General features: G+C 60.3%; 14 protein-coding genes. 9 read left to right on the top strand and 5 right to left on the bottom strand.

Annotation, left to right across the window (positions count from 1 at the left end):
• Positions 1-64: 64 nt before the first annotated feature.
• Complete coding sequence (locus tag GHO25_RS00970) at positions 65-1561, top strand: DNA-3-methyladenine glycosylase 2 (protein WP_153389607.1); 1497 nt, start codon at positions 65-67, stop codon at positions 1559-1561.
• Positions 1558-2055: a methylated-DNA--[protein]-cysteine S-methyltransferase gene (locus GHO25_RS00965; protein ID WP_153389606.1), complete on the top strand. Its 498-nt coding sequence runs from the start codon at positions 1558-1560 to the stop codon at positions 2053-2055. The genes GHO25_RS00970 and GHO25_RS00965 overlap by 4 nt, the downstream gene beginning before the upstream one ends.
• Before the next feature lie 83 nt (positions 2056-2138).
• On the opposite strand, the gene nadC is transcribed toward GHO25_RS00965, so the two are convergent.
• The gene (gene nadC, locus GHO25_RS00960) at positions 2139-2987 is read right to left on the bottom strand and encodes a carboxylating nicotinate-nucleotide diphosphorylase (protein WP_048367315.1); all 849 of its coding nucleotides are present in this window, start codon (positions 2985-2987) and stop codon (positions 2139-2141) included.
• Positions 2988-3390: 403 nt separating this feature from the next.
• Here nadC and GHO25_RS00955 point away from each other — a divergent pair, with 403 nt between their 5' ends.
• The 3 genes from GHO25_RS00955 (at position 3391) to ampE (ending at position 6305) form a co-directional block, all read left to right on the top strand.
• Positions 3391-4827: a DUF1631 family protein gene (locus GHO25_RS00955; protein ID WP_372240910.1), complete on the top strand. Its 1437-nt coding sequence runs from the start codon at positions 3391-3393 to the stop codon at positions 4825-4827.
• 81 nt (positions 4828-4908) lie between these two features.
• The gene (gene ampD, locus GHO25_RS00950) at positions 4909-5472 is read left to right on the top strand and encodes a 1,6-anhydro-N-acetylmuramyl-L-alanine amidase AmpD (RefSeq protein ID WP_048367313.1); all 564 of its coding nucleotides are present in this window, start codon (positions 4909-4911) and stop codon (positions 5470-5472) included.
• Positions 5469-6305, top strand: a complete 837-nt coding sequence (gene ampE, locus GHO25_RS00945; RefSeq protein ID WP_153389604.1) for a regulatory signaling modulator protein AmpE — start codon at positions 5469-5471, stop codon at positions 6303-6305. Before ampD ends, ampE begins: the two co-directional genes overlap by 4 nt.
• Positions 6306-6388: 83 nt before the next feature.
• Here the strand turns inward: ampE and GHO25_RS00940 are convergent, their stop codons facing one another.
• Together GHO25_RS00940 and cra are read right to left on the bottom strand one after the other, a co-directional pair.
• On the bottom strand, positions 6389-7174 hold the full coding sequence (locus tag GHO25_RS00940) for a TatD family hydrolase (protein WP_048388032.1): 786 nt from the start codon (positions 7172-7174) through the stop codon (positions 6389-6391).
• Between the two features lie 9 nt (positions 7175-7183).
• Positions 7184-8173: a catabolite repressor/activator gene (gene cra, locus GHO25_RS00935; protein WP_048367306.1), complete on the bottom strand. Its 990-nt coding sequence runs from the start codon at positions 8171-8173 to the stop codon at positions 7184-7186.
• A gap of 341 nt (positions 8174-8514) precedes the next feature.
• On the opposite strand from cra, the gene ptsP reads away from it, so the two are divergent.
• The 4 genes from ptsP (at position 8515) to GHO25_RS00915 (ending at position 14654) form a co-directional block, all read left to right on the top strand.
• Entirely contained in the window at positions 8515-11379 is a 2865-nt protein-coding gene (ptsP, locus tag GHO25_RS00930) for a phosphoenolpyruvate--protein phosphotransferase (protein WP_153389603.1), read from the top strand.
• Positions 11379-12323, top strand: a complete 945-nt coding sequence (gene pfkB, locus GHO25_RS00925) for a 1-phosphofructokinase (RefSeq protein ID WP_153389602.1) — start codon at positions 11379-11381, stop codon at positions 12321-12323. Before ptsP ends, pfkB begins: the two co-directional genes overlap by 1 nt.
• A gap of 11 nt (positions 12324-12334) precedes the next feature.
• Complete coding sequence (locus tag GHO25_RS00920; RefSeq protein WP_048367299.1) at positions 12335-14071, top strand: PTS fructose-like transporter subunit IIB; 1737 nt, start codon at positions 12335-12337, stop codon at positions 14069-14071.
• Positions 14072-14285: 214 nt separating this feature from the next.
• Complete coding sequence (locus GHO25_RS00915; RefSeq protein ID WP_153389601.1) at positions 14286-14654, top strand: hypothetical protein; 369 nt, start codon at positions 14286-14288, stop codon at positions 14652-14654.
• Between the two features lie 55 nt (positions 14655-14709).
• Here the strand turns inward: GHO25_RS00915 and GHO25_RS00910 are convergent, their stop codons facing one another.
• Positions 14710-17247, bottom strand: a complete 2538-nt coding sequence (locus GHO25_RS00910) for a sulfite reductase flavoprotein subunit alpha (RefSeq protein ID WP_178109932.1) — start codon at positions 17245-17247, stop codon at positions 14710-14712.
• Positions 17248-17386: 139 nt separating this feature from the next.
• Positions 17387-19687, bottom strand: a complete 2301-nt coding sequence (locus tag GHO25_RS00905) for a TonB-dependent siderophore receptor (protein ID WP_153389600.1) — start codon at positions 19685-19687, stop codon at positions 17387-17389.
• Positions 19688-19729 lie beyond the last annotated feature (42 nt).

Genomic DNA, 19729 nt, shown 5'->3' with positions numbered 1-19729 from the left:
AGCCCGGACATTGACGTCCGAAAATGGCGAGAACCGCTAAAAACCCGGTGCTATTCTGCGGCTCATGAACACACAAGACAGCCTTCCCGCACCCAGCACCGCCGCCTGTGAAATCGCCCGTTTAAGCCGCGATGCGCGGTTTGACGGGGTGTTTTTTACCGCGGTTCTCAGCACACGCATCTATTGCCGCCCGGTATGCCCGGCGCGGCCGCCCAAAGCCGAGAATGTGGTCTATTACCCCAGCGCTGCCGCCGCCCAGGCTCAAGGTTTTCGCCCGTGCTTGCGCTGTCGGCCGGAGCTGGCGCCGGGTAACCAGTTGTGGCTGCACGGCGAGCATTTGGTGGCGCGGGCGCTCAAGCTCATTAATGAAGGCTATCTGGCCGACCACTCGCTGGAGGCGCTGGCCGAGCGCATGCACATTGGCGCCCGGCAATTGCGCCGTTTGTTCGTCCAGCATTTGGGCGCGCCGCCGATGGCGGTGCATGCCACCCAGCGGTTGCTGTTCGCCAAACAACTGCTGACCGAGACCGACCTGTCGATTACCGAAGTGGCCATGGCATCGGGTTTTCGCAGCCTGCGCCGTTTCAATGCCGCGTTTGCCGAAGCCAACCATGCCGAGCCAAGGGCGTTCAGGCGTAGCCCTAAAACCCGTGCTGACAAGGCCTTGGTACTGCGCCTGGGCTTTCGTCCGCCGTACGATTTTCAAGCGTTGCTGGGCTTTTTGCAGACCCGGGCTTTGCCGGGCATCGAGCAGGTGGATGCACAGAGTTATCAGCGAGTAATGGGCGATCCGGCGGCGCCGGGCTGGCTGCGGGTCAGCGCCTGGCCCGGCGAACAGCATGCATTGCAACTGGAGCTACTGAATGTGCCGCCGAGTCAGATGCTCAGCGTGGTCACGCGGATTCGCCGCATGTTTGACCTCGACGCCGACCCGCTGGCTATCGCCCGAACCTTGAGTGCCAGCGCGCTGCTGGCGCCGGTTATCGAGCGCTACCCCGGCTTGCGGTTGCCAGGTGGTTGGGACGGTTTTGAGGTGGCGGTACGCGCCGTGTTGGGGCAGCAAGTCAGCGTGGCTGCGGCGCGCACACTCGCCAGTCGCATCGTGCAGCGCTACGGCATTGCGATTGAGCCGGTTGCTGGGGCTGATTTGAACCGGCTGTTCCCTGGCCCCGAGCAATTGGCGGACGCCGACATGGGCCAAATGGGTATTACCCAGGCCCGCATCAACACCATTCAAGGCATTGCCCGCGCCTTGCTTGACGGGCGAGTCGACTTTGCCCTTGAACAACCGTTGCAGCACTTTATCAACCGCTGGGTGCGGCTACCGGGCATTGGCGAATGGACCGCGCATTACATCGCCATGCGCGTGCTTAAACACCCCGATGCGTTCCCGGCGGCGGACTTGATCCTGCGCCGCGAGGCCAACCCGCTGGGCGAGCCGGTGAGCACCAAAGCGTTGCAAACCCTGGCCGAAAGCTGGCGCCCATGGCGTGCCTACTCAGTGATGTATTTATGGCGTGCAGCCACCGATTCGGCTGCGGCGCGCAAGGAGCCAACATGACCCAGGTGTATTACGACCAAATGCCTTCACCGATTGGCCCGCTGTTTTTGGTGGCGGACGATGAAGGCCTTCGCGAAGTCCGCTTTGAACTGGACCGCCGCCCGCACACGCCGCTGGACGGCTGGGAGCATGCGCCGCACAAACTGGCCGAAGTGCGCCGCCAGTTGGACGAATATTTCGCGGGTGAGCGGTTGATCTTCGAGCTGCCCCTCAAACCGCAGGGTACGGCGTTTCAGCAGTCGGTGTGGCAAGCCTTGACCACCATTGCGTATGCCACGACCACCAGCTACGGGGAGATTTCCCGGCAGATCCAGCGGCCCAAAGCCTCACGGGCGGTGGGTGCTGCCAATGGGCGTAACCCGATTCCGATCATCATCCCGTGCCATCGAGTGATCGGCAGCAACGGCACCCTGACCGGCTTTGGTGGCGGGTTGGCGGCCAAGCAATGGCTGCTTGAGCATGAAGAACGCAGCCAGGGTTTTTCGCTGGCGTAATGACTGTAGGAGCGAGCTTGCCTCGCGATCTTTTGAATGTTTAAAAGATCGCGAGACAAGCTCGCTCCTACAGGTGATGGTGGTTAGATGCTCAAACGCATCGACAGGTCCACCGCTTTGACATCTTTGGTCATGGCACCGATCGAGATGTAGTCCACGCCGGTTTCGGCAATCGGGCGCAAGGTGGCGTCGTTGATCCCGCCGCTGGCTTCAAGCTTGGCTTGGCCCGCGTTGATGCGCACGGCTTCGCGCATGTCATCCAGGCTCAGTTCGTCGAGCATGATGATGTCGGCACCCGCCGCAAGCGCCTCTTTGAGTTCGCTCAAGCTTTCGACTTCGATTTCCACCGGCTTGCCAGGCGCGATTTTGTGCGCGGCGTTGATGGCCTCGGCGATGCCGCCACAGGCCGCGATGTGGTTTTCCTTGATCAAGAAGGCGTCGTACAAACCAATGCGATGGTTATGGCAGCCGCCACAGGTCACCGCATATTTTTGCGCCAGACGCAGGCCCGGCAAGGTTTTGCGGGTGTCGAGCAGCTTGACTTGGGTGTCTGCGACTTTGTCGGCCAATGACTGCGCGTGGGTCGCAACGCCCGACAACATTTGCAGAAAGTTCAGGGCGCTGCGTTCACCGCTGAGCAACGAGCGGGCAGGGCCTTCGAGATGAAACAACACTTGGTTGGGGCTCACGCGCTCGCCGTCGACCACTTGCCAGTGCACGGCCACCCGCGGGTCAAGCTGGCGAAACACAGTGTCGACCCAGGCGGTGCCACTGATCACGGCTGCTTCGCGGGTAATGATCGTCGCTTTGGCCAGACGTTCGGCGGGTATCAGTCGTGCAGTGATGTCGCCGCTGCCCAGGTCTTCGGCTAACGCACGACGCACGTTGGCTTCGATTTCGGCAGTGAGGTCGGCCAGATGTAAATTCGGCATAACGCGCTCCACAAACAAAGTGCGTCGATTATATGACTATGCCGCTGCGGAACCCAAGGCGCATGCAGCGCAGGAATAACACGCCTAACTGTGCGGCTTTTGGCAGTTTCAGGATTAATTTGTCCGCTCGCTCATTGAAATGCCGAGTGTGACTGGTACAAGCGAGTTCTTTTACCGATAATCCGCCTTCTATTTGGCGTCATAGCTTTGACGCACTAAGTGATGTTCTGATTTCGACCTGCCGGCGAGTGTGCAAACACTTGCCGGTAACTGTCTGTGAGCGTCAGGCGTGACCCATGAGTCACGTGCATTTCACGGGGCAGCGAAGAAACCATTACTGGAGGGCAGGATGCAAAATGACGGGAAAGTGGGGCCTGGCTACAGGACCTCTACGGAGTTGGCGATGCATTCGCCGCTTACCCGCCTGCCTGTGATCCTGTTGCAGGTGCATGACAAGGCCGCACAGCAACTGAAATACGAGCTGCAAGTGCTGTTCGACAATGCCGACGAAACCCTGTTTGCAATGGCCGACAAGGCCCGCAGTGACGCCGAGCAAAGCCTGTATTTTGAAGCCATGCGCGACGTGCGGCTCAAGCGTAAAAACATCGAACGCGGCTTTCTTGAACGACTGTTTTTCGCCTTCCTCAAACTGACCCAGCCAGATACCAGCGAAAGCGCCTTGCAGGACCCTGTGCCGACACAGAGCGCCTTTTCATTGGTCATTGTCGATAGCGAGCGTGATCAAGCGATCAATGCGATGGTCACTCAAGTGCTGGCCCGGGATCAGCTCGACCTGTGCCACTTGACCACGCGCCTCAACACCTTGAGTTGGGTGACGCTCAATGAGCACACCAACCCGTTGGGTCCGGCCATGCTCTGCGAGTACTTCTTGCAGGCTGAACGCGATCAGGGCGTTGATCTCAAGGTCAAACTGATCATGTTGCAGCTCTTCGAAAAGTACCTGCTCAGCCAGACCTCACGCCTCTACGCCGATGCCAACCAGTTGCTGGTGGCCACGGGCGTGCTGCCCGAGATCTCGACCGGAATCGCCTGCTGCAGCTCAAGCAAGGCCGGGCACCAGCACGAATCGGTAGTGGCGGGCGAAGACGTGAACCAGTTGGTCGGTAAGCTGTTTGACTATATAAGCAGGGACCGCAACCTCGCGCCGCCGTTGAAAAAGCTCATGGGCCAGTTGCAAGAGCCCATGCTCAAGATCGCTCAGCTCGATCCGCACTTCTTCAGCAGCGACAGCCATCCGGCCCGCAGCCTGTTGAACGTGATGGCCGATGCGGCGGTTGGCTGGGATGACAGCGTGGGCGTGCGCAACGAGCCGCTGTACCGCGAAATCGAACAGCTGTTGAAGCAACTGGCGCGTTGCCCCTGCGTTGACACGCCCGAGTTGCTGGAAGAGTTGCTGCATGACTTCTTGCGCTTTACTCACGCCGAACGCGGGCTGGTCGAGCAGCTTGAGCACCGCACCCGTGCCCGCGAGCAGTTACAGGCACGCCGGTTGCGCCCGTTGGAGGCTGGCCTGGCGTCAGCGCTGGATGAGCAGGATCACTTGGGTTTGCTGCTGGTCAGCCAGCTACGTATTGGCACCTGGATCGAGCTGCAAACCAACCCGACCTGCCGCCAGCGCTGCAAACTGATTGCGATTATGGAGCCCGAAGGTCGGCACATTTTTGTCAATCGCAGTGGTGTGAAAGTGGTGGAAAAGAGTCGCATCGACTTGATCGGCCAACTGCGCAGCGGGACGATTTCGTTACTGGATGACCGCCCGTTGTTCGACCGCGCTCTGGCATCAATGATTGGCAGTCTGGGGCAATACAGCGCTCATTGATCCACAGCAGGCAGATTGCTCCCCATCGCCGCGTTCATCGCGGCATACTGGGCCTTTCGTTAGCGTCGTTGAGGAGCCTGTATGCAGCTGGACCCCGCAAGCGGTTGGTGCAAATGCGTGCGCCATTGCCCGTCACCCAACTTCAATGCGCGCCCTGAGGGCGAGATCTCCCTGCTGGTTATCCACAACATCAGCTTGCCGCCGGGTCAGTTCGGTACGGGGAAAGTGCAGGAGTTTTTCCAGAATCAACTCGACTTCACTGAACATCCCTACTTTGAAGGCATCCAGAAGCTCACGGTCAGTGCGCATTTTCTGATTGAACGTGACGGCAAAATCACTCAGTTTGTCTCGTGTCTTGATCGCGCCTGGCACGCGGGTATTTCATGTTTCGACGGGCGTGAGGGCTGCAATGATTTTTCTTTGGGCGTCGAGCTGGAAGGCACCGATGACCTGCCATTCACCGACGCGCAGTACGAGTCACTGCTAGCCTTGACCCGGCAATTGCAAGCCGCCTACCCGGCGATCACGGCGCAGCGCATATGCGGTCACAGTGACATCGCACCGGGGCGCAAAACGGACCCGGGCCCGGCTTTTGAATGGATGCGCTTTCGTGACGCGTTGCGCCACACAGGAGATAAGCAATGAGTTTTGTGGTGTTACTGCTGGCGATTCTGGTCGAGAAGTTCTCGGCGCTGCGCCAGCGTTTGCAGTGTGATAGCGGCTGGTTGCGCGAACTGCACAAACTGGAGTCCAGCCCCAAACTGGTGAACAGGCCGTGGTGGGTGCTGGCCATTCTGATTCTGTTCCCGGTGCTGGTCCTGGGTCTGCTGTTGTGGGTGCTGGAGCCGGTGGCGTATGGCTTGCTGGTGCTGCCGGTGCACCTGTTGGTGCTAATTTACAGCTTGGGCCGGGGTGACCTGCTCGCGGGGCTGGGGCCGGTTCGCGATGCCTGGCGACGCGGAGATCTGCAAGCCAGTGCACATGTGGCCGAGCGCGACATTGGCGTGCGTGCAGACAGCGGCGAGCAGTTGCTTGAGAAAGTGCAGAGCCATTTGCTGTGGCAGGCGTATCAGAGCTTTTTTGCGGTGATTTTTTGGTACTTCCTGCTGGGCCCGGTGGCGGCCTTGAGCTATCGCTTGCTGGCGCTGGCGGCCGAGCACAGTAAAAACCCTGAGCTGGTTGAGCGTGCCCGGCAACTGCGGCATGCCTTTGACTGGTTGCCGGTACGTTTGCTGGCGGCGAGTTTTGCGTTGGTGGGCAACTTTGCCGCGGTCACCCGGGTGATGTTGCACGAACTGCTGAGCTGGGACATCAGCGCAGAACAACTGATCAACAAAGCCGGTTGTGCCGCGGCTGAAATCCCGGCACCGCAAGTCGGCCCGGAAGGCGTAGCCAGCCTCGATACGTTGTGGGCCTTGCTACTGCGGGCGGCGGTGCTGTGGTACACCGGCTTTGCGGTGTGGACGTTGTTGCTCTAAGCCAACTGCCTGTAGGAGCGAGCTTGCCTCGCGATCTTTTGCTGGTTTAAAAGATCGCGAGGCAAGCTCGCTCCTACAGAGTTTTAGTTAGCTTCCCAGCCAAACACCTCACACGCATTCGCCGTGCTTGCCTCGGCCAACACCTCGGCACTGATCCCCATGATTCCCGCCAGTGCTTCACAAATAGCTGGCAAGTGCTCCGGGCTATTACGCTGGTTGGGGTACATGACCGGCGCCATGTCCGGCGAGTCGGTTTCCAGCACGATGGATTCTAGCGGCAAGTCGGCGATGACTTTGCGCAGGCGCAATGCCTGCGGCCAGGTCGCGGCGCCGCCCAAGCCCAATTTGAACCCTAGCTTGATGTATTCGCGGGCTTCTTCCCGGCTGCCTGCAAACGCATGAATGATCCCGCCGCGCTTAAGCCGAAAACGCTTCAAGGTCGCAATCACCGGCGCATGGCTGCGGCGCACGTGCAGCAAGGCCGGGAGTGAGGCGTCTGCCGCCAGCGATAACTGCGCTTCAAATAACGCCTGCTGAGCGTCGCGATCCAGCTCCGGCAAAAAGTAGTCGAGGCCGATCTCACCGACCGCGCACAACTGTGGGTGCCCGGCCAGACGCTCCAGCCATTGCCCGAGTTCGCGCACATGCTCGGGCCGGTGCTGCTCAAGGTACACCGGATGCAAGCCAAAGGCGGCGTAGAGCTGAGGGTCGGTTTGAACCCCGTCCCACAGGCGCTGCCAATTGTCCTGATACACCCCCAACACGACCATTTGCCTGACCCCCAGCGCCCGGCTGCGCGCCAGTAAAGACGTGCGGTCGGGGTCAAAGTCCGGGAAGTCGAGGTGGGTGTGGGTGTCGATCAGGTGCATGCAGCCAACCTACTGAATGCGCTGTTTAAAGGTGCGCGCAATGGCCCGGATGCCCGGCTCGTAGCGCCGATCTTCAATGGCCGCCAAGGCCAGTTCCAGGGCTTTTTCAGCAATCAGCGGGTGCTGTTGGCCCATGGCATTGACCGGCAATGGCAGGAAGTCCAGCAACTGCGTATCACCAAACGTAGCCAGGCGCAGCGGCGGCGTGTGGTCAGGGTGCTCCAGCAACGCATCGAACATGCCTTGCAGCAGCACGTAGGAGGTTGTAACCAGCGCTTCAGGAAAATGCCCCAAACGCTCCAGCAGCTCATCGATGATGCGGCGGCCACAGTCGCGGCTAAAGGCTGCGCCGTGCTCGATCAGGATTTCACCTTCAAAGCCTTCCAGTGCCTGTTTGAAGCCCGCCGCCCGCGCCTGGCTGATGCTCAGTTCGGGGCGTGCGCCGATCAGGGCGATTTGCTGCGGCAGGGGGTTGAGCAGGCTGCGGGTCAGTTGCAGGCTGGCTTCGCAGTCATCGCTGATCACGGAGCAGAAACGCGCCGGGTCCAGGGTCCGGTCAATCGCAATGATCGGCATGCCGAGGTCTTGCAGTTGGCGGTAGCTGTCATCTTCAGGTGGCAGGCAACTGGCCACAAACAAGGCATCGCAACGGCGGGCACGAAACAGCTTGAGCAACTGCCGCTCGCTGTCGGGTGCGTCATCGGAGCTGGCGATCAGCAGTTGATAGCCGCGCGCACGGGCACCTTGCTCCAGCTGTTTGGCGATGCGTGCATAACTCGGGTTTTCGAGGTCCGGAAGAATAAAACCCAGTGTGCGCGTGTGCCGGCTGCGCAGGCCTGCGGCTTGCGGGTTGGGGGTAAACCCATGCGCCTCAACGACTGCGCGTACGCGCTCGACCGTGCTGCTGCTGATGCGCTGCTGCTCGGCCTTGCCATTGATGACATAGCTGGCGGTAGTCACCGAAACCCCTGCCAGGTGTGCAATATCACTGAGCTTCACGCCGAAAATTCCTTATTTTTTGTAGTACGTGTCGACATTGTGGTCAATCCTAACCGATTACGGCAGTCGATCATCGTCTGCCTTGTGGTCACTGTATTTTTTTGCAACATCGCTCGGTTGACATCGATCAAACCGACAGGTTGGGCTTCAAGCGCGAGCGATTATGCAGTAACGTGCCGTTCTTTCTTGATTAAACGATTCAGCCTACGTGATTTAAGGTGTTTTCCTACGACAGCAGGGTGCTTGCCACACATCTGCTGACACACTCCGGGGAGAGCGACCTAAGCTGACATAATTCAAAACAATACCGTGCGCCATTGAGCGTCGGAAAAGGAGAACGCATGCTCGAGCTCACCATAGAGCAGATTTCCATGGGCCAAACGGCTGTGGACAAGTCTGCGGCGCTGCACTTACTCGCCGATAAACTGGTCGCCGATGGTTTGGTGGCCGAAGGTTATCTGAATGGCTTGCAGGCGCGTGAGGCTCAAGGCTCAACCTTTTTGGGGCAAGGTATTGCGATCCCCCATGGCACCCCTGAAACCCGCGACTTGGTGCACACCACCGGCGTGCGTTTATTGCAGTTTCCACAGGGTGTGGACTGGGGCGACGGGCAGATTGTTTACTTGGCGATCGGGATTGCGGCCAAGTCCGACGAACACCTGCGCCTGTTGCAACTGCTGACCCGGGCGCTGGGTGAAACCGATCTGGGTGAAGCTCTGCGCCGCGCCAGCACACCAGAGGCGCTGCTCAAGTTGCTCCAGGGCGCCCCGCAAGAGCTGGCGCTGGACGCTCAGATGATCGGTCTTGGCGTGTCTGCCGACGACTTTGAAGAGCTGGTTTGGCGCGGTGCGCGTTTACTGCGCCAGGCCGATTGCGTGAGCAATGGTTTTGCCGCTGTCCTGCAACAAGCAGAAGCGCTGCCGCTGGGCGATGGTCTGTGGTGGCTGCACAGCGAACAAACGGTCAAACGCCCGGGGCTGGCGTTTGTCACCCCAGACAAGCCAATACGCTACCTTGGCCAGCCGCTCAGCGGCCTGTTTTGCCTGGCCAGTTTGGGCGAGGCGCATCAGGCCCTGCTTGAACGCCTGTGCGCCTTATTGATTGAAGGGCGTGGCCAAGAGTTGGGCCGCGCCACCAGTCGCCGTGCGGTGCTCGAAGCCTTGGGCGGCGAGTTGCCAGCCGATTGGCCGAGTGCTCGTATCACCCTGGCCAATGCCCACGGTTTGCATGCGCGTCCGGCCAAAGTGCTCGCGCAATTGGCCAAGGGCTTTGAGGGCGATATTCGTGTGCGCATCCTCGATGGCCAAGAGGGCAGCGCCGTGTCTGCCAAGAGCTTGAGCAAACTGCTCAGCCTCGGCGCCCGTCGTGGCCAGGTCCTGGAATTTATCGCAGAACCGACCATCGCCAATGACGCCTTGCCAGCCATTTTGGCGGCGGTTGAAAAGGGCCTGGGCGAAGAAGTCGAGCCACTGGCAGCGCAAGCGGAACACGCGCCAGCCTTGGCCGAGATTGCTGAAGTGGTGCTGGCCCCGGCTGCCGGCAGCGTGATCCATGCCGTGGCGGCGTCGCCGGGCATTGCCATCGGCCCGGCGCATATTCAGGTGCTGCAAACCTTCGATTACCCGCTGCGCGGCGAGTCATCCGCCGTTGAGCGTGAGCGTTTGCACGGTGCTATCAGTGCGGTGCGCCAAGACATCGAAACGTTGATCCAGCGCAGCCAGTCCAAGGCCATTCGCGAGATTTTCATCACCCACCAGGAAATGCTCGACGACCCGGAACTGACCGATGAAGTCGGTTCGCGGCTCAAACAGGGCGAAAGTGCCGAAGCCGCCTGGATGGCAGTGATCGAAGCGGCGGCCCGTCAGCAGGAGTCCTTGCAGGACGCGCTGCTGGCCGAGCGTGCGGCGGACTTGCGCGACATTGGTCGCCGCGTACTGGCGCAGTTGTGTGGTGTCGAAACTCTGGCCGAACCCGATCAGCCCTACGTGTTGGTGATGGACGAAGTCGGGCCTTCTGACGTGGCGCGTCTCGACCCGGCGCGGGTCGCGGGCATTTTGACCGCTCGCGGCGGGGCGACCGCACACAGCGCCATTGTTGCGCGCGCCTTGGGCATTCCTGCCTTGGTGGGGGCCGGTGACGCCGTGTTGTTGCTGGCACCGGGCACGCAATTGTTGATCGACGGCCAGCGTGGCCGCTTGCACGTGGCCCCCGATGCGGATGCCCTGCAACGCGCCCTCGATGAGCGTGACAGCCGTGAGCAGCGCTTGCTGGCCGCCTCGGAGTTGCGTCATCAACCGGCCGTCACCCTGGACGGGCACGCAGTTGAAGTGTTCGCCAACATCGGTGAGAGCAAAGGTGTGGCCACCGCGGTTGAGCAGGGCGCTGAAGGCATTGGCCTGTTGCGCACCGAGCTTATTTTTATGGCCCACCCGCAGGCGCCGGATGAAGCGACCCAGGAAGCCGAGTACCGCCGTGTGCTGGACGACCTGCATGGGCGACCTTTGGTGGTGCGCACGTTGGACGTGGGTGGCGACAAACCCCTGCCATACTGGCCTATCGAGAAAGAAGAAAACCCGTTTTTGGGGGTGCGCGGCATTCGTCTGACGTTGCAGCGCCCACAGATCATGGAAAGCCAATTGCGCGCGCTGTTGCGCTCGGCTGACAACCGCCCGCTGCGCATCATGTTCCCGATGGTCGGCAGCGTGGCTGAATGGCGTGCGGCGCGGGACATGACTGAGCGTCTGCGTCTGGAAATCCCGGTAGCTGACTTGCAGTTGGGGATCATGGTCGAAGTGCCTTCTGCCGCCTTGCTGGCGCCGGTACTGGCCAAGGAAGTCGACTTTTTCAGTGTCGGCACCAACGACCTGACGCAATACACGCTGGCCATCGACCGTGGTCACCCGACCTTGTCGGCACAAGCCGACGGCTTGCACCCGGCAGTGCTGCAACTGATCGACATCACCGTTCGCGCCGCCCATGCCCACGGCAAATGGGTGGGTGTGTGCGGTGAATTGGCGGCCGACCCATTGGCGGTGCCGGTGCTGGTGGGCATGGGTGTGGATGAACTCAGCGTCTCGGCCCGCAGCATCCCTGAAGTTAAAGCACGAGTACGTGAGTTGAACATGGAACGTCTTAAAACACTGGCCGAACAGGCCCTGAGCGTCGGCAGCCCGGACGAAGTCCGCGCATTGGTAGAGGCCCTGTAATGGCCAGAATTCTCACCATCACCCTTAACCCGGCGCTGGACTTGACCGTGCGCGTGCCGCACCTGGAACCCGGTGAAGTCAACCGCAGCCAGGCCTTGCTCAGCCATGCGGCGGGCAAGGGCCTCAACGTGGCGCAAGTGCTGGCCGACCTTGGCCACTCGCTAACCGTCAGCGGCTTTCTGGGCGAAGACAATCAGCAAGCCTTCAACGCGCTGTTTGCGCGCCGTGGTTTTGCCGACGCGTTTATCCGCGTGCCGGGCGAAACTCGCAGCAACATCAAGCTTGCCGAAGACGATGGCCGCGTCACGGACATCAATGGCCCTGGCCCGCACGTGAACGATCTGGCGCAACACGCCTTGCTCGACAAACTCGACCACATTGCCGCCAGCCATGATGCGGTGGTGGTGGCGGGCAGCTTGCCACGTGGCGTCAGCGCGCAGTGGTTGCGCGAATTGGTGCTGCGCCTCAAAGCCTTGGGCTGCAAAGTGATTTTGGACACCAGTGGTGAAGCCTTGAAAGAAGGCTTGCGTGCAGGCCCGTGGCTGGTCAAACCGAATGCCGAAGAACTCAGTGAAGCGCTGGGCCACCCGGTCAGCAGCGTGGCATCGCAAGTCGCAGCTGCCACCGAGTTACAGACCCTGGGGATTTCCCATGTGGTGATTTCTCACGGGGCTGACGGCGTGAACTGGTTCAGCCGCGGGACTCAACCCTTGCAGGCGCTGCCACCCAAAGTGCGTGTGGCAAGTACGGTCGGTGCGGGTGATTCGCTGCTGGCGGGCATGGTGCACGGCCTGATCAGCGGCCACAGCCCGGAACAGACCCTGCGCAGCGCAACCGCGATTGCGGCAATGGCGGTCACCCAGATCGGTTTTGGAATCAGCGATACGCTGCAGTTAGTGACGCTCGAAAGCGGCGTCAACGTCCGCGCCTTGGCACAAGAATAAGAGGAATACACATGAAATTAGCCATTGTGACGGGCTGCCCCAACGGCATGGTGACCAGCGTGCTGTGTGCCCGCTTGCTCGATGCCGCCGCGCAGCGTCAGGGCTGGAGCACCAGCGTAGAAGTGCATGACCCCAAGCACCCGGAACGTCAGTTGTCCAAGGCGACAATCGACGAAGCCGAGTGGGTGCTGGTGGTCAGCAGCACGCCGTTGGACATGCAGCGTTTTATTGGCAAACGGGTTTTCCAGAGCAGCCCGGCCCAGGCTCTGCAAGATGTTGAAGCCGTGTTGCTGCGTGGCGTCAACGAAGCCCAGGTGTACACCGCCCCCAGCGTTGAGGCTGAGGTTACCGAGCAGGCCCACGCGCCTAAAATTGTCGCCGTTACTGCCTGCCCGACGGGCGTTGCGCACACCTTTATGGCAGCAGAAGCACTGCAGCAGGCAGCCAAGCGTTTGGGCTACGACTTGCAGGTCGAGACCCAAGGCTCGGTTGGCGCCCGCAACCCGTTGAGTGCCCAAGCCATCAGCGACGCGGATGTGGTGCTGTTGGCGGCTGATATTGAAGTCCCGACTGAGCGTTTTGCGGGCAAGAAAATCTACCGTTGCGGCACCGGCATTGCGCTTAAACAGGCCGAAGCCACGCTGAAAAAAGCCCTGGCCGAAGGTCGGCAAGAGAGCGCGGCAACGGGCGGTGCGGCACCGGCTAAGCAAGAAAAAACCGGCGTCTACAAACACCTGCTCACTGGCGTGTCGTTCATGCTGCCGATGGTGGTGGCGGGCGGCTTGCTGATCGCGTTGTCCTTTGTGTTCGGCATTAACGCTTATAAAGAGCAGGGCACCCTGGCTGCAGCGCTGATGCAAATCGGTGGCGATGCGGCCTTCAAATTGATGGTGCCGTTGCTGGCGGGTTACATCGCCTACTCGATTGCTGACCGTCCGGGCCTGGCGCCGGGGATGATTGGCGGCTTGTTGGCGAGCACCTTGGGGGCTGGTTTTATTGGCGGGATCATTGCCGGTTTTATTGCCGGTTACTGCGCCAAGGCGATCAGCCGTTATGCGCGGTTGCCGCAAAGCCTTGAAGCGCTGAAGCCGATTTTGATCATCCCGTTGTTTGCCAGCCTGTTCACCGGCCTGGTGATGATCTACGTGGTCGGAAAGCCGGTGGCCGGCATGCTCGAAGGTCTGACGCATTTCCTCGACAGCATGGGCACCACCAACGCGATCCTGTTGGGCGTGTTGCTGGGCGGCATGATGTGTGTCGACCTGGGCGGGCCGATCAACAAGGCGGCTTATGCGTTTTCGGTCGGTTTGCTGGCCTCGCAAAGTTATGCACCGATGGCTGCGACCATGGCGGCGGGCATGGTGCCACCGATTGGGTTGGGCATCGCGACCCTGATTGCACGTCGCAAATTCGCCCAGACCGAGCGCGAAGCGGGCAAGGCGGCGATGGTGCTGGGGCTGTGCTTTATCTCGGAAGGCGCGATCCCGTTTGCGGCCAAAGACCCGCTGCGGGTGATCCCGGCCAGCGTCGTGGGCGGTGCGCTGACGGGGGCGTTGTCGATGTACTTCGGCTGCAAACTGATGGCGCCGCACGGCGGGTTGTTCGTGCTGTTGATCCCGAATGCCATCAACCACGCGTTGCTGTACTTGCTGGCGATTGTGGCCGGCAGCCTGGTGACCGCAGTGGTCTACGCCCTGATCAAACGCCCGGAGCCCGTGGACATGGCGCTGGAAACGGCCAAGGCTTAAGGCAGAGGTTCAATTCGAGCGCTGTAGGAGCGAGCTTGTCTCGCGATCTTTTAAAAGATCAAAAGATCGCGAGGCAAGCTCGCTCCTACAGAATGAACAGTATTTTCCGTAAGAAATTTCTTTAATATCCTTCGATTGCATCATTGATTGGTTATTTGCCTAGTCTTGTAAAACAGGCGTTTTTTAATGCCTGTTTTACTTAAAGGAACCAGTTATGAGTAGTTATGCAGGTAGAAGCAGTTTAAAAAGATCTGCTATCAACTCTATCGTCGGCGCGTTATTTATTCTGCTGGGCGCTGTAGCCCCCGCGTATGGCGCAGCGCTGTGCAATGGCGGCCCGGCGCTGCTGGGCGGGGTGACGTGTGACATGTTACCGATTGGCGGCGGCTCGGCGTTGTGTCTGTTTATCGGTGTGGATAAAAATGCCAATGGCAGAGTTGAGGGAGGAACTTCGGATACTTGCATCTTGATTGATGCAAACAATAAACAACACCCTGGCTACAGTTGTACCCTGGCGTGTCAAAACACAAACGGTTGCTCCAGGCCGCAGTGTTTGTCTTTAAAAAAATCAGGCAGTAAATAAAAAGGATTCGGTTCACAAACACCGTCCTGATACTAATCAGGGCGGTGTTTATCGATTAATACACATCCCGGCGATAACGCCCTTGTTCGATCAGCTGTTGCACCGCATCAGCCCCGAGCAGGTCGATCAGCGTTTGATCCACGCCCGCTGCCATGCCGTTCAGGCTGCCGCAGATGTAAATGGCCGCACCGTCCGCCAGCCAACGACCCAGTTCATCGGCGGCCTCGCGCAGCCGGTCTTGCACATACACCTTGTGCGCCTGGTCCCGCGAGAAGGCCAGGTCCAGTCGGGCCAACTCGCCACTGGCCAACCAACCTTGCAGTTCGTCACGGCAGTAGAAGTCGTGCGCAGCATTGCGTTCGCCAAACAATAACCAGTTTGGCTGCTGACCCTGGGCGATTCGGGCCTTGAGCAAACTGCGCAGCCCGGCAAGCCCGGTGCCGTTACCCAGCAAGATCAGCGGGCAAGGTTCGGCAGGCAGGTGGAAGCCGCTGTTGCGCCGCAGCCGCAGGCTGATCGCCGCGCCCAGTGGTGCGTGTTCGGTCAGCCAGCCTGACCCCAGGCCCAGGCTGCCATCGGGATGGCGCTCCTGGCGCACGATCAGTTGCAGCACGCCGTCCTGAGGAATGGAGGCAATCGAGTATTCGCGCATGTTCAACGGGATCAGGGCGTCGACCAGCGCCTGGGCGTGGAGGCCGACCAAGTGCCCGCGATTCTCTGGCAATTGGCGGCTGGCCAACGCTTGAGCGAGGGTTTCTTGCAGGCCATCCAGGTGTACCGGTGTGTTTGCCGACAAGCCCAACCCGTCGAGCAGGTGTTCAACCGCCCAGGTCGATTGCCTTGGCATCACCTCAACCAAGTCACCTGCTTGCCAGGTGAAGCTGGCGTCAGGCGCGCTGAGGCCCAGCAGGTAAACCCCGGAACCGCTGCTGTCAGGGTTAAGCAGTTGCCGCTGCTCAAGGGTCCAGTTGTTGTAGCTCGGCGCTTGCCAGTTGGCGCCGGGCACAGCGCCTGTCAGTTGGCTGAGGTGCACTTGCCAGTGGTGCAAGGCTTCGGGGTCGCCACTGTCGACCTGCACCGGGCTGAACAGCGACTGTGCACCACGCTCAGCCAGCCATTGCTGGATACGGGTGGCAAAGCCGCAGAAGTGCGGGTACTGGCGATCACCCAAGGCCAGTACCGAGTACTTGAGGGCGCTGAGGCCCAGCGGTTGGCCGAGGATTTTGCGTTCAAAGCCGCGCGCGCTATCCGGGGCTTCGCCATCGCCAAAGGTGCTGACCACAAACAAGGCATTGCTGGCTTGCTGCAAGTCTTCTTCGCTGACGGCGGCCAATGGCTGGACGCGCACCGGCAAGCCCGCCGCCTGCAATTGCCCGGCGGTTTGCCAGGCAAGTTGCTCGGCAAAACCGCTCTGGCTGGCAAAGCCGATCAGCCAGGACGACGCATCGCTACGGGTGTCGCTAAAGCCCTGTCGCGCCTGTTTGACCTGACGCTTTTTGCGCCGACGGTCCAGGTACAGCAACCAGCCGGTAATAAAGAACAGCGGCATGGTCAGGGACGCAACGGTGACCAGCACACGCCCGGTGATGCCCCAGTAGCTGCCGGTGTGCAGGGCGTAGATGCTGGTCAGCAGTTGCGCCTTGTAGCTTTTATCGTCATAGCGATCGACGCGCTTCACCACGCCGGTAGCCGGGTCGAGAGTGATCTGGTTGAGGGCTCGCTCATGGGGCGAGGTTTTCAACAGGTAATAGACCGTCGCGGGCATGCCGCCAGCAGGGGGCATGCGGATGTTGAACTGGCTCAGGTCAGGCCCGGCGGCTTTCTGGATACTGGCCCACATCGCGTCATAGTCCGCCACCAGCGGTGCGCCACCGGCACTCGGCGGCCCACCGCGCCCGCCTTTGCGTTGTTCGCTGTTAGGGCTGTCGGAGAAGAGCTTTTGCAGGCCTTTGTTGTACCACTCGTAGGACCAGGACAAGCCGGTCAGGGCGACCAACAGGTAAAAGATCAAGCACCAGGTGCCGGCCACCGCGTGCAGGTCCCAGTTGAAGCTGCGGCCTTTTTTCGCCCAGTCCAGGGTCAGCCAGGCGCGCCAGTTCAATGCCTTGCGCGGCCAGCGCAGGTACAAGCCCGACAGGCAGAAAAACAGCAGCATCAAGGTGCAGGCCCCGGTGATCTGGCGGCCGGTATCACCGATGGCCAGAAAACGGTGCAGTTGCAGCATCAGGTTGAAAAAGCCCAGGCCAGAGACGTCGCCCTGGTAGTCGCCGGTGTACGGGTCGACATAGCGCAATTGGCCACGGCGTTCGCCCGACGGCGGGGTGAAAAAAATGCGCGAGGCACTCTCGGTGTCAATGCCGCCCCAAATCATGGCCACTTGTTTGCCTTCGGTGGCCTCGACTTTACGCACCAATTCGGCAGGCGGCAGCACGCCGCTGTCGAGCTTCTGGACCTTGAGCACGGTCGGATTGAGCCAGTCCAGTATCTCGTCCTGAAACGACACGGTCGCGCCTGTGATGCCCATCAGAGCCAGGACCAGCCCTGCGGTTATTCCAAAAAACCAGTGCAGCTGGAACAGGGTTTTCTTAAACACGACGGCCGCCTTGCTCGCTCAATGTGTTGCGTCACCGCGCATTATGCCGTGACACAGTTGTTTACACGCAAATGCCCCGGCCATGGTTGGGTCGGGGCACTGGTTGTCGCTGTGGGCTGGCCCACAGTGGCTTGCGCGCTTAGAAGTGGAAGCTGGTAGTCAACAAGGCTGTACGGCCTGCCGCCTGATTGGCGAAGTGCGAGGCGTAGGCTTTGTCGTAGTAGGTTTTGTCCGTCAGGTTTTGCACGTTCAGTTGCAGGTCGATGTTTTTGGTCAGCTTGTAGCTGGCCATCGCATCGTAGCGAGTGTAGGACGGCACATAAACGGTGTTAGCCGTGTCGCCATAAACCGCGTCGACATAGAACGCACCGCCGCCAATGGTCAGCTTCGGCATGACCTCATAGGTGGTCCACAGGCTGAAGCTGTTTTTCGGCGTGTTCGGCATTTCGTTGCCTTTGTCCGACACCGCAGTCGTGTTCACACTGCCGTTACGGTTGCCTTTAAGGCCCGGATCAACAAGCTCGCTTTTCAGGTAGCTGTAGCCTGCAAATACTTGCCATTTGTCCGTGATTTTGCCGCTGGCCGACAGTTCGATACCGTCTACACGGGATTTACCGGCGTTTTCATAGGTGAACGAGTCGACCAGAACACGGGTGTTTTTCTTCTCGGTACGGAACACCGCAGCGGTCAGGGACAGACGGTCCTGGAACACATCCCACTTGGTGCCCAGTTCGTAGTTAACGGTTTCTTCAGGCTTGAGGTCGCTGGTGATGATGCTGCCTGGAGCAATTAGGCCGTTGGGGTCTACGCCTTCACCGACGATGCCGCCTGGCGGTGTGGCCGATGTGGCGTAGGACAGGTAAACGCTGCCGTTATCCAGTGGTTTCCAGACCAGCCCGGTCTGCCAGTTGAAGAAGTTGCTGTCGTTTTTGGCCTTGGTGCGACCCGCCACGGCGTTGGTGTTCGCCGTGGTATCAAACTGGTCGTAACGCAGGCCGGCGTTGAGCAGCCATTGCGGGTGGAGTTCAATGGTGTCAAACACGTAGGCCGCTTTGGTCACGCCCACGGTGTTGGTGCCGTAGTAGTTGCGCGCTTCGGTGCCGGTCCACTCGTCACTCGGGTTCGGGTTGGACAGCGAGGTGCACTGGCCGCCGCTGTTGCCGACTTTGTCCGGGGTGCAATTAGGGTTGCTGTTCGGCGTTACGGTGTAGCCGCTGGCGCGGGTTTCTTCGCGAGTGAACTCAACACCGGTGGAGTAGGTGTTCTTGAAGCCCGCCAGGTTGAAGTTACCGTACAGATCGGTCTGGTTGGTGGTGGTCTGGGTTGTCGAAACGCGGGTGTTGGCGCGACGCCAAACGGTACCGTACTGGTTCACGTTGTGCTGGCTGTCGTCCGGCTGGGTCAGGATGTAGTCCTGGCCGGTGTTGCCGTGACGGAAGGTGTTCTTCACGGTCATCGAATCGTTGAAGTCGTGTTCGAACGTGATGGTGCTGATATCGACACGGGTCTTGCGGAAGTCGCGGTCTTTGAGGCCGTAGAAGTTATTGCTGTTGCCGCCGTCGTCCGGTTTGTCGTGTACGTGCGCGGCGGTTTTCGAGGCGCTGCCGTAGCCGTAAGGAATGCCCGAATCTGGCAGGTCGTCGCTTTTGAGGTGGTAGTAGCTGAGGTTCAGACGGGTGTCGGTGCCCAGGCCGAAGGTCAGCGAGGGAGCGATGCCCCAGCGGTCGTAGTTGACCGAATCACGGCCCGCGACGTTTTGCTCGTGGCTCATCAGGTTCAGACGGAACGCGGCGGTGTCGAGGAACTGACGGTTGATGTCGACGGTGTAGCGGCGGGTCTGGTCTGAGCCGTAGGTGAAGCCACCGTTGAGGAAGTCGCCCAGTTTTGGGGTCTTGCTCACCAGGTTCAAGCTACCGCCCGCCGAGCCGCGGCCACCGAAAGACGAGTTCGGGCCTTTGCTGACTTCGATGGATTCGATGTCAAAAATTTCGCGGGTTTGCCCGCCTGCGTCGCGCACGCCATCCAGGTAGGTATCGCCCTGGGCGTCAAAGCCACGAATAAAAGGACGGTCGCCTTGTGGGTTGCCGCCTTCGCCGGCGCCAAATGTCACACCCGGTACGGTGCGCAGGGCGTCTTGCAGCGAGGTGGCGGCGGTGTCTTGCAGCACTTGCTGCGGAATGACGGTGACCGAGCGCGGCGTGTCGACCAGCGGCGCGGTGTACTTCTGGGAGCTGGCTTTTTCTGTCTGGTACGACTGCTGGGTCTGCTCACCGGTAACGGTGGTTGCACCCAAAGAAATACTGTTGCCCTGCGCTGGCTTTTCGGTGCTTTCAGCGGCCTGGGCCATCTGGTTGGCAGAGGTTGCCGTGAGCGCTACACCAATGGCCGAAGCCAATAAACGCGGTGAATTGGCAGGTATTTTTATACGTTGGCGTGACATGTGAAGATCCCTCCCCCCGGAATTTGAGGGCGGAATATAGTG

Source organism: Pseudomonas sp. FSL R10-1350, assembly GCF_009600525.1.
Lineage (GTDB): Bacteria > Pseudomonadota > Gammaproteobacteria > Pseudomonadales > Pseudomonadaceae > Aquipseudomonas > Aquipseudomonas helleri.
This window is presented reverse-complemented; position numbering and strand designations above follow the sequence as displayed.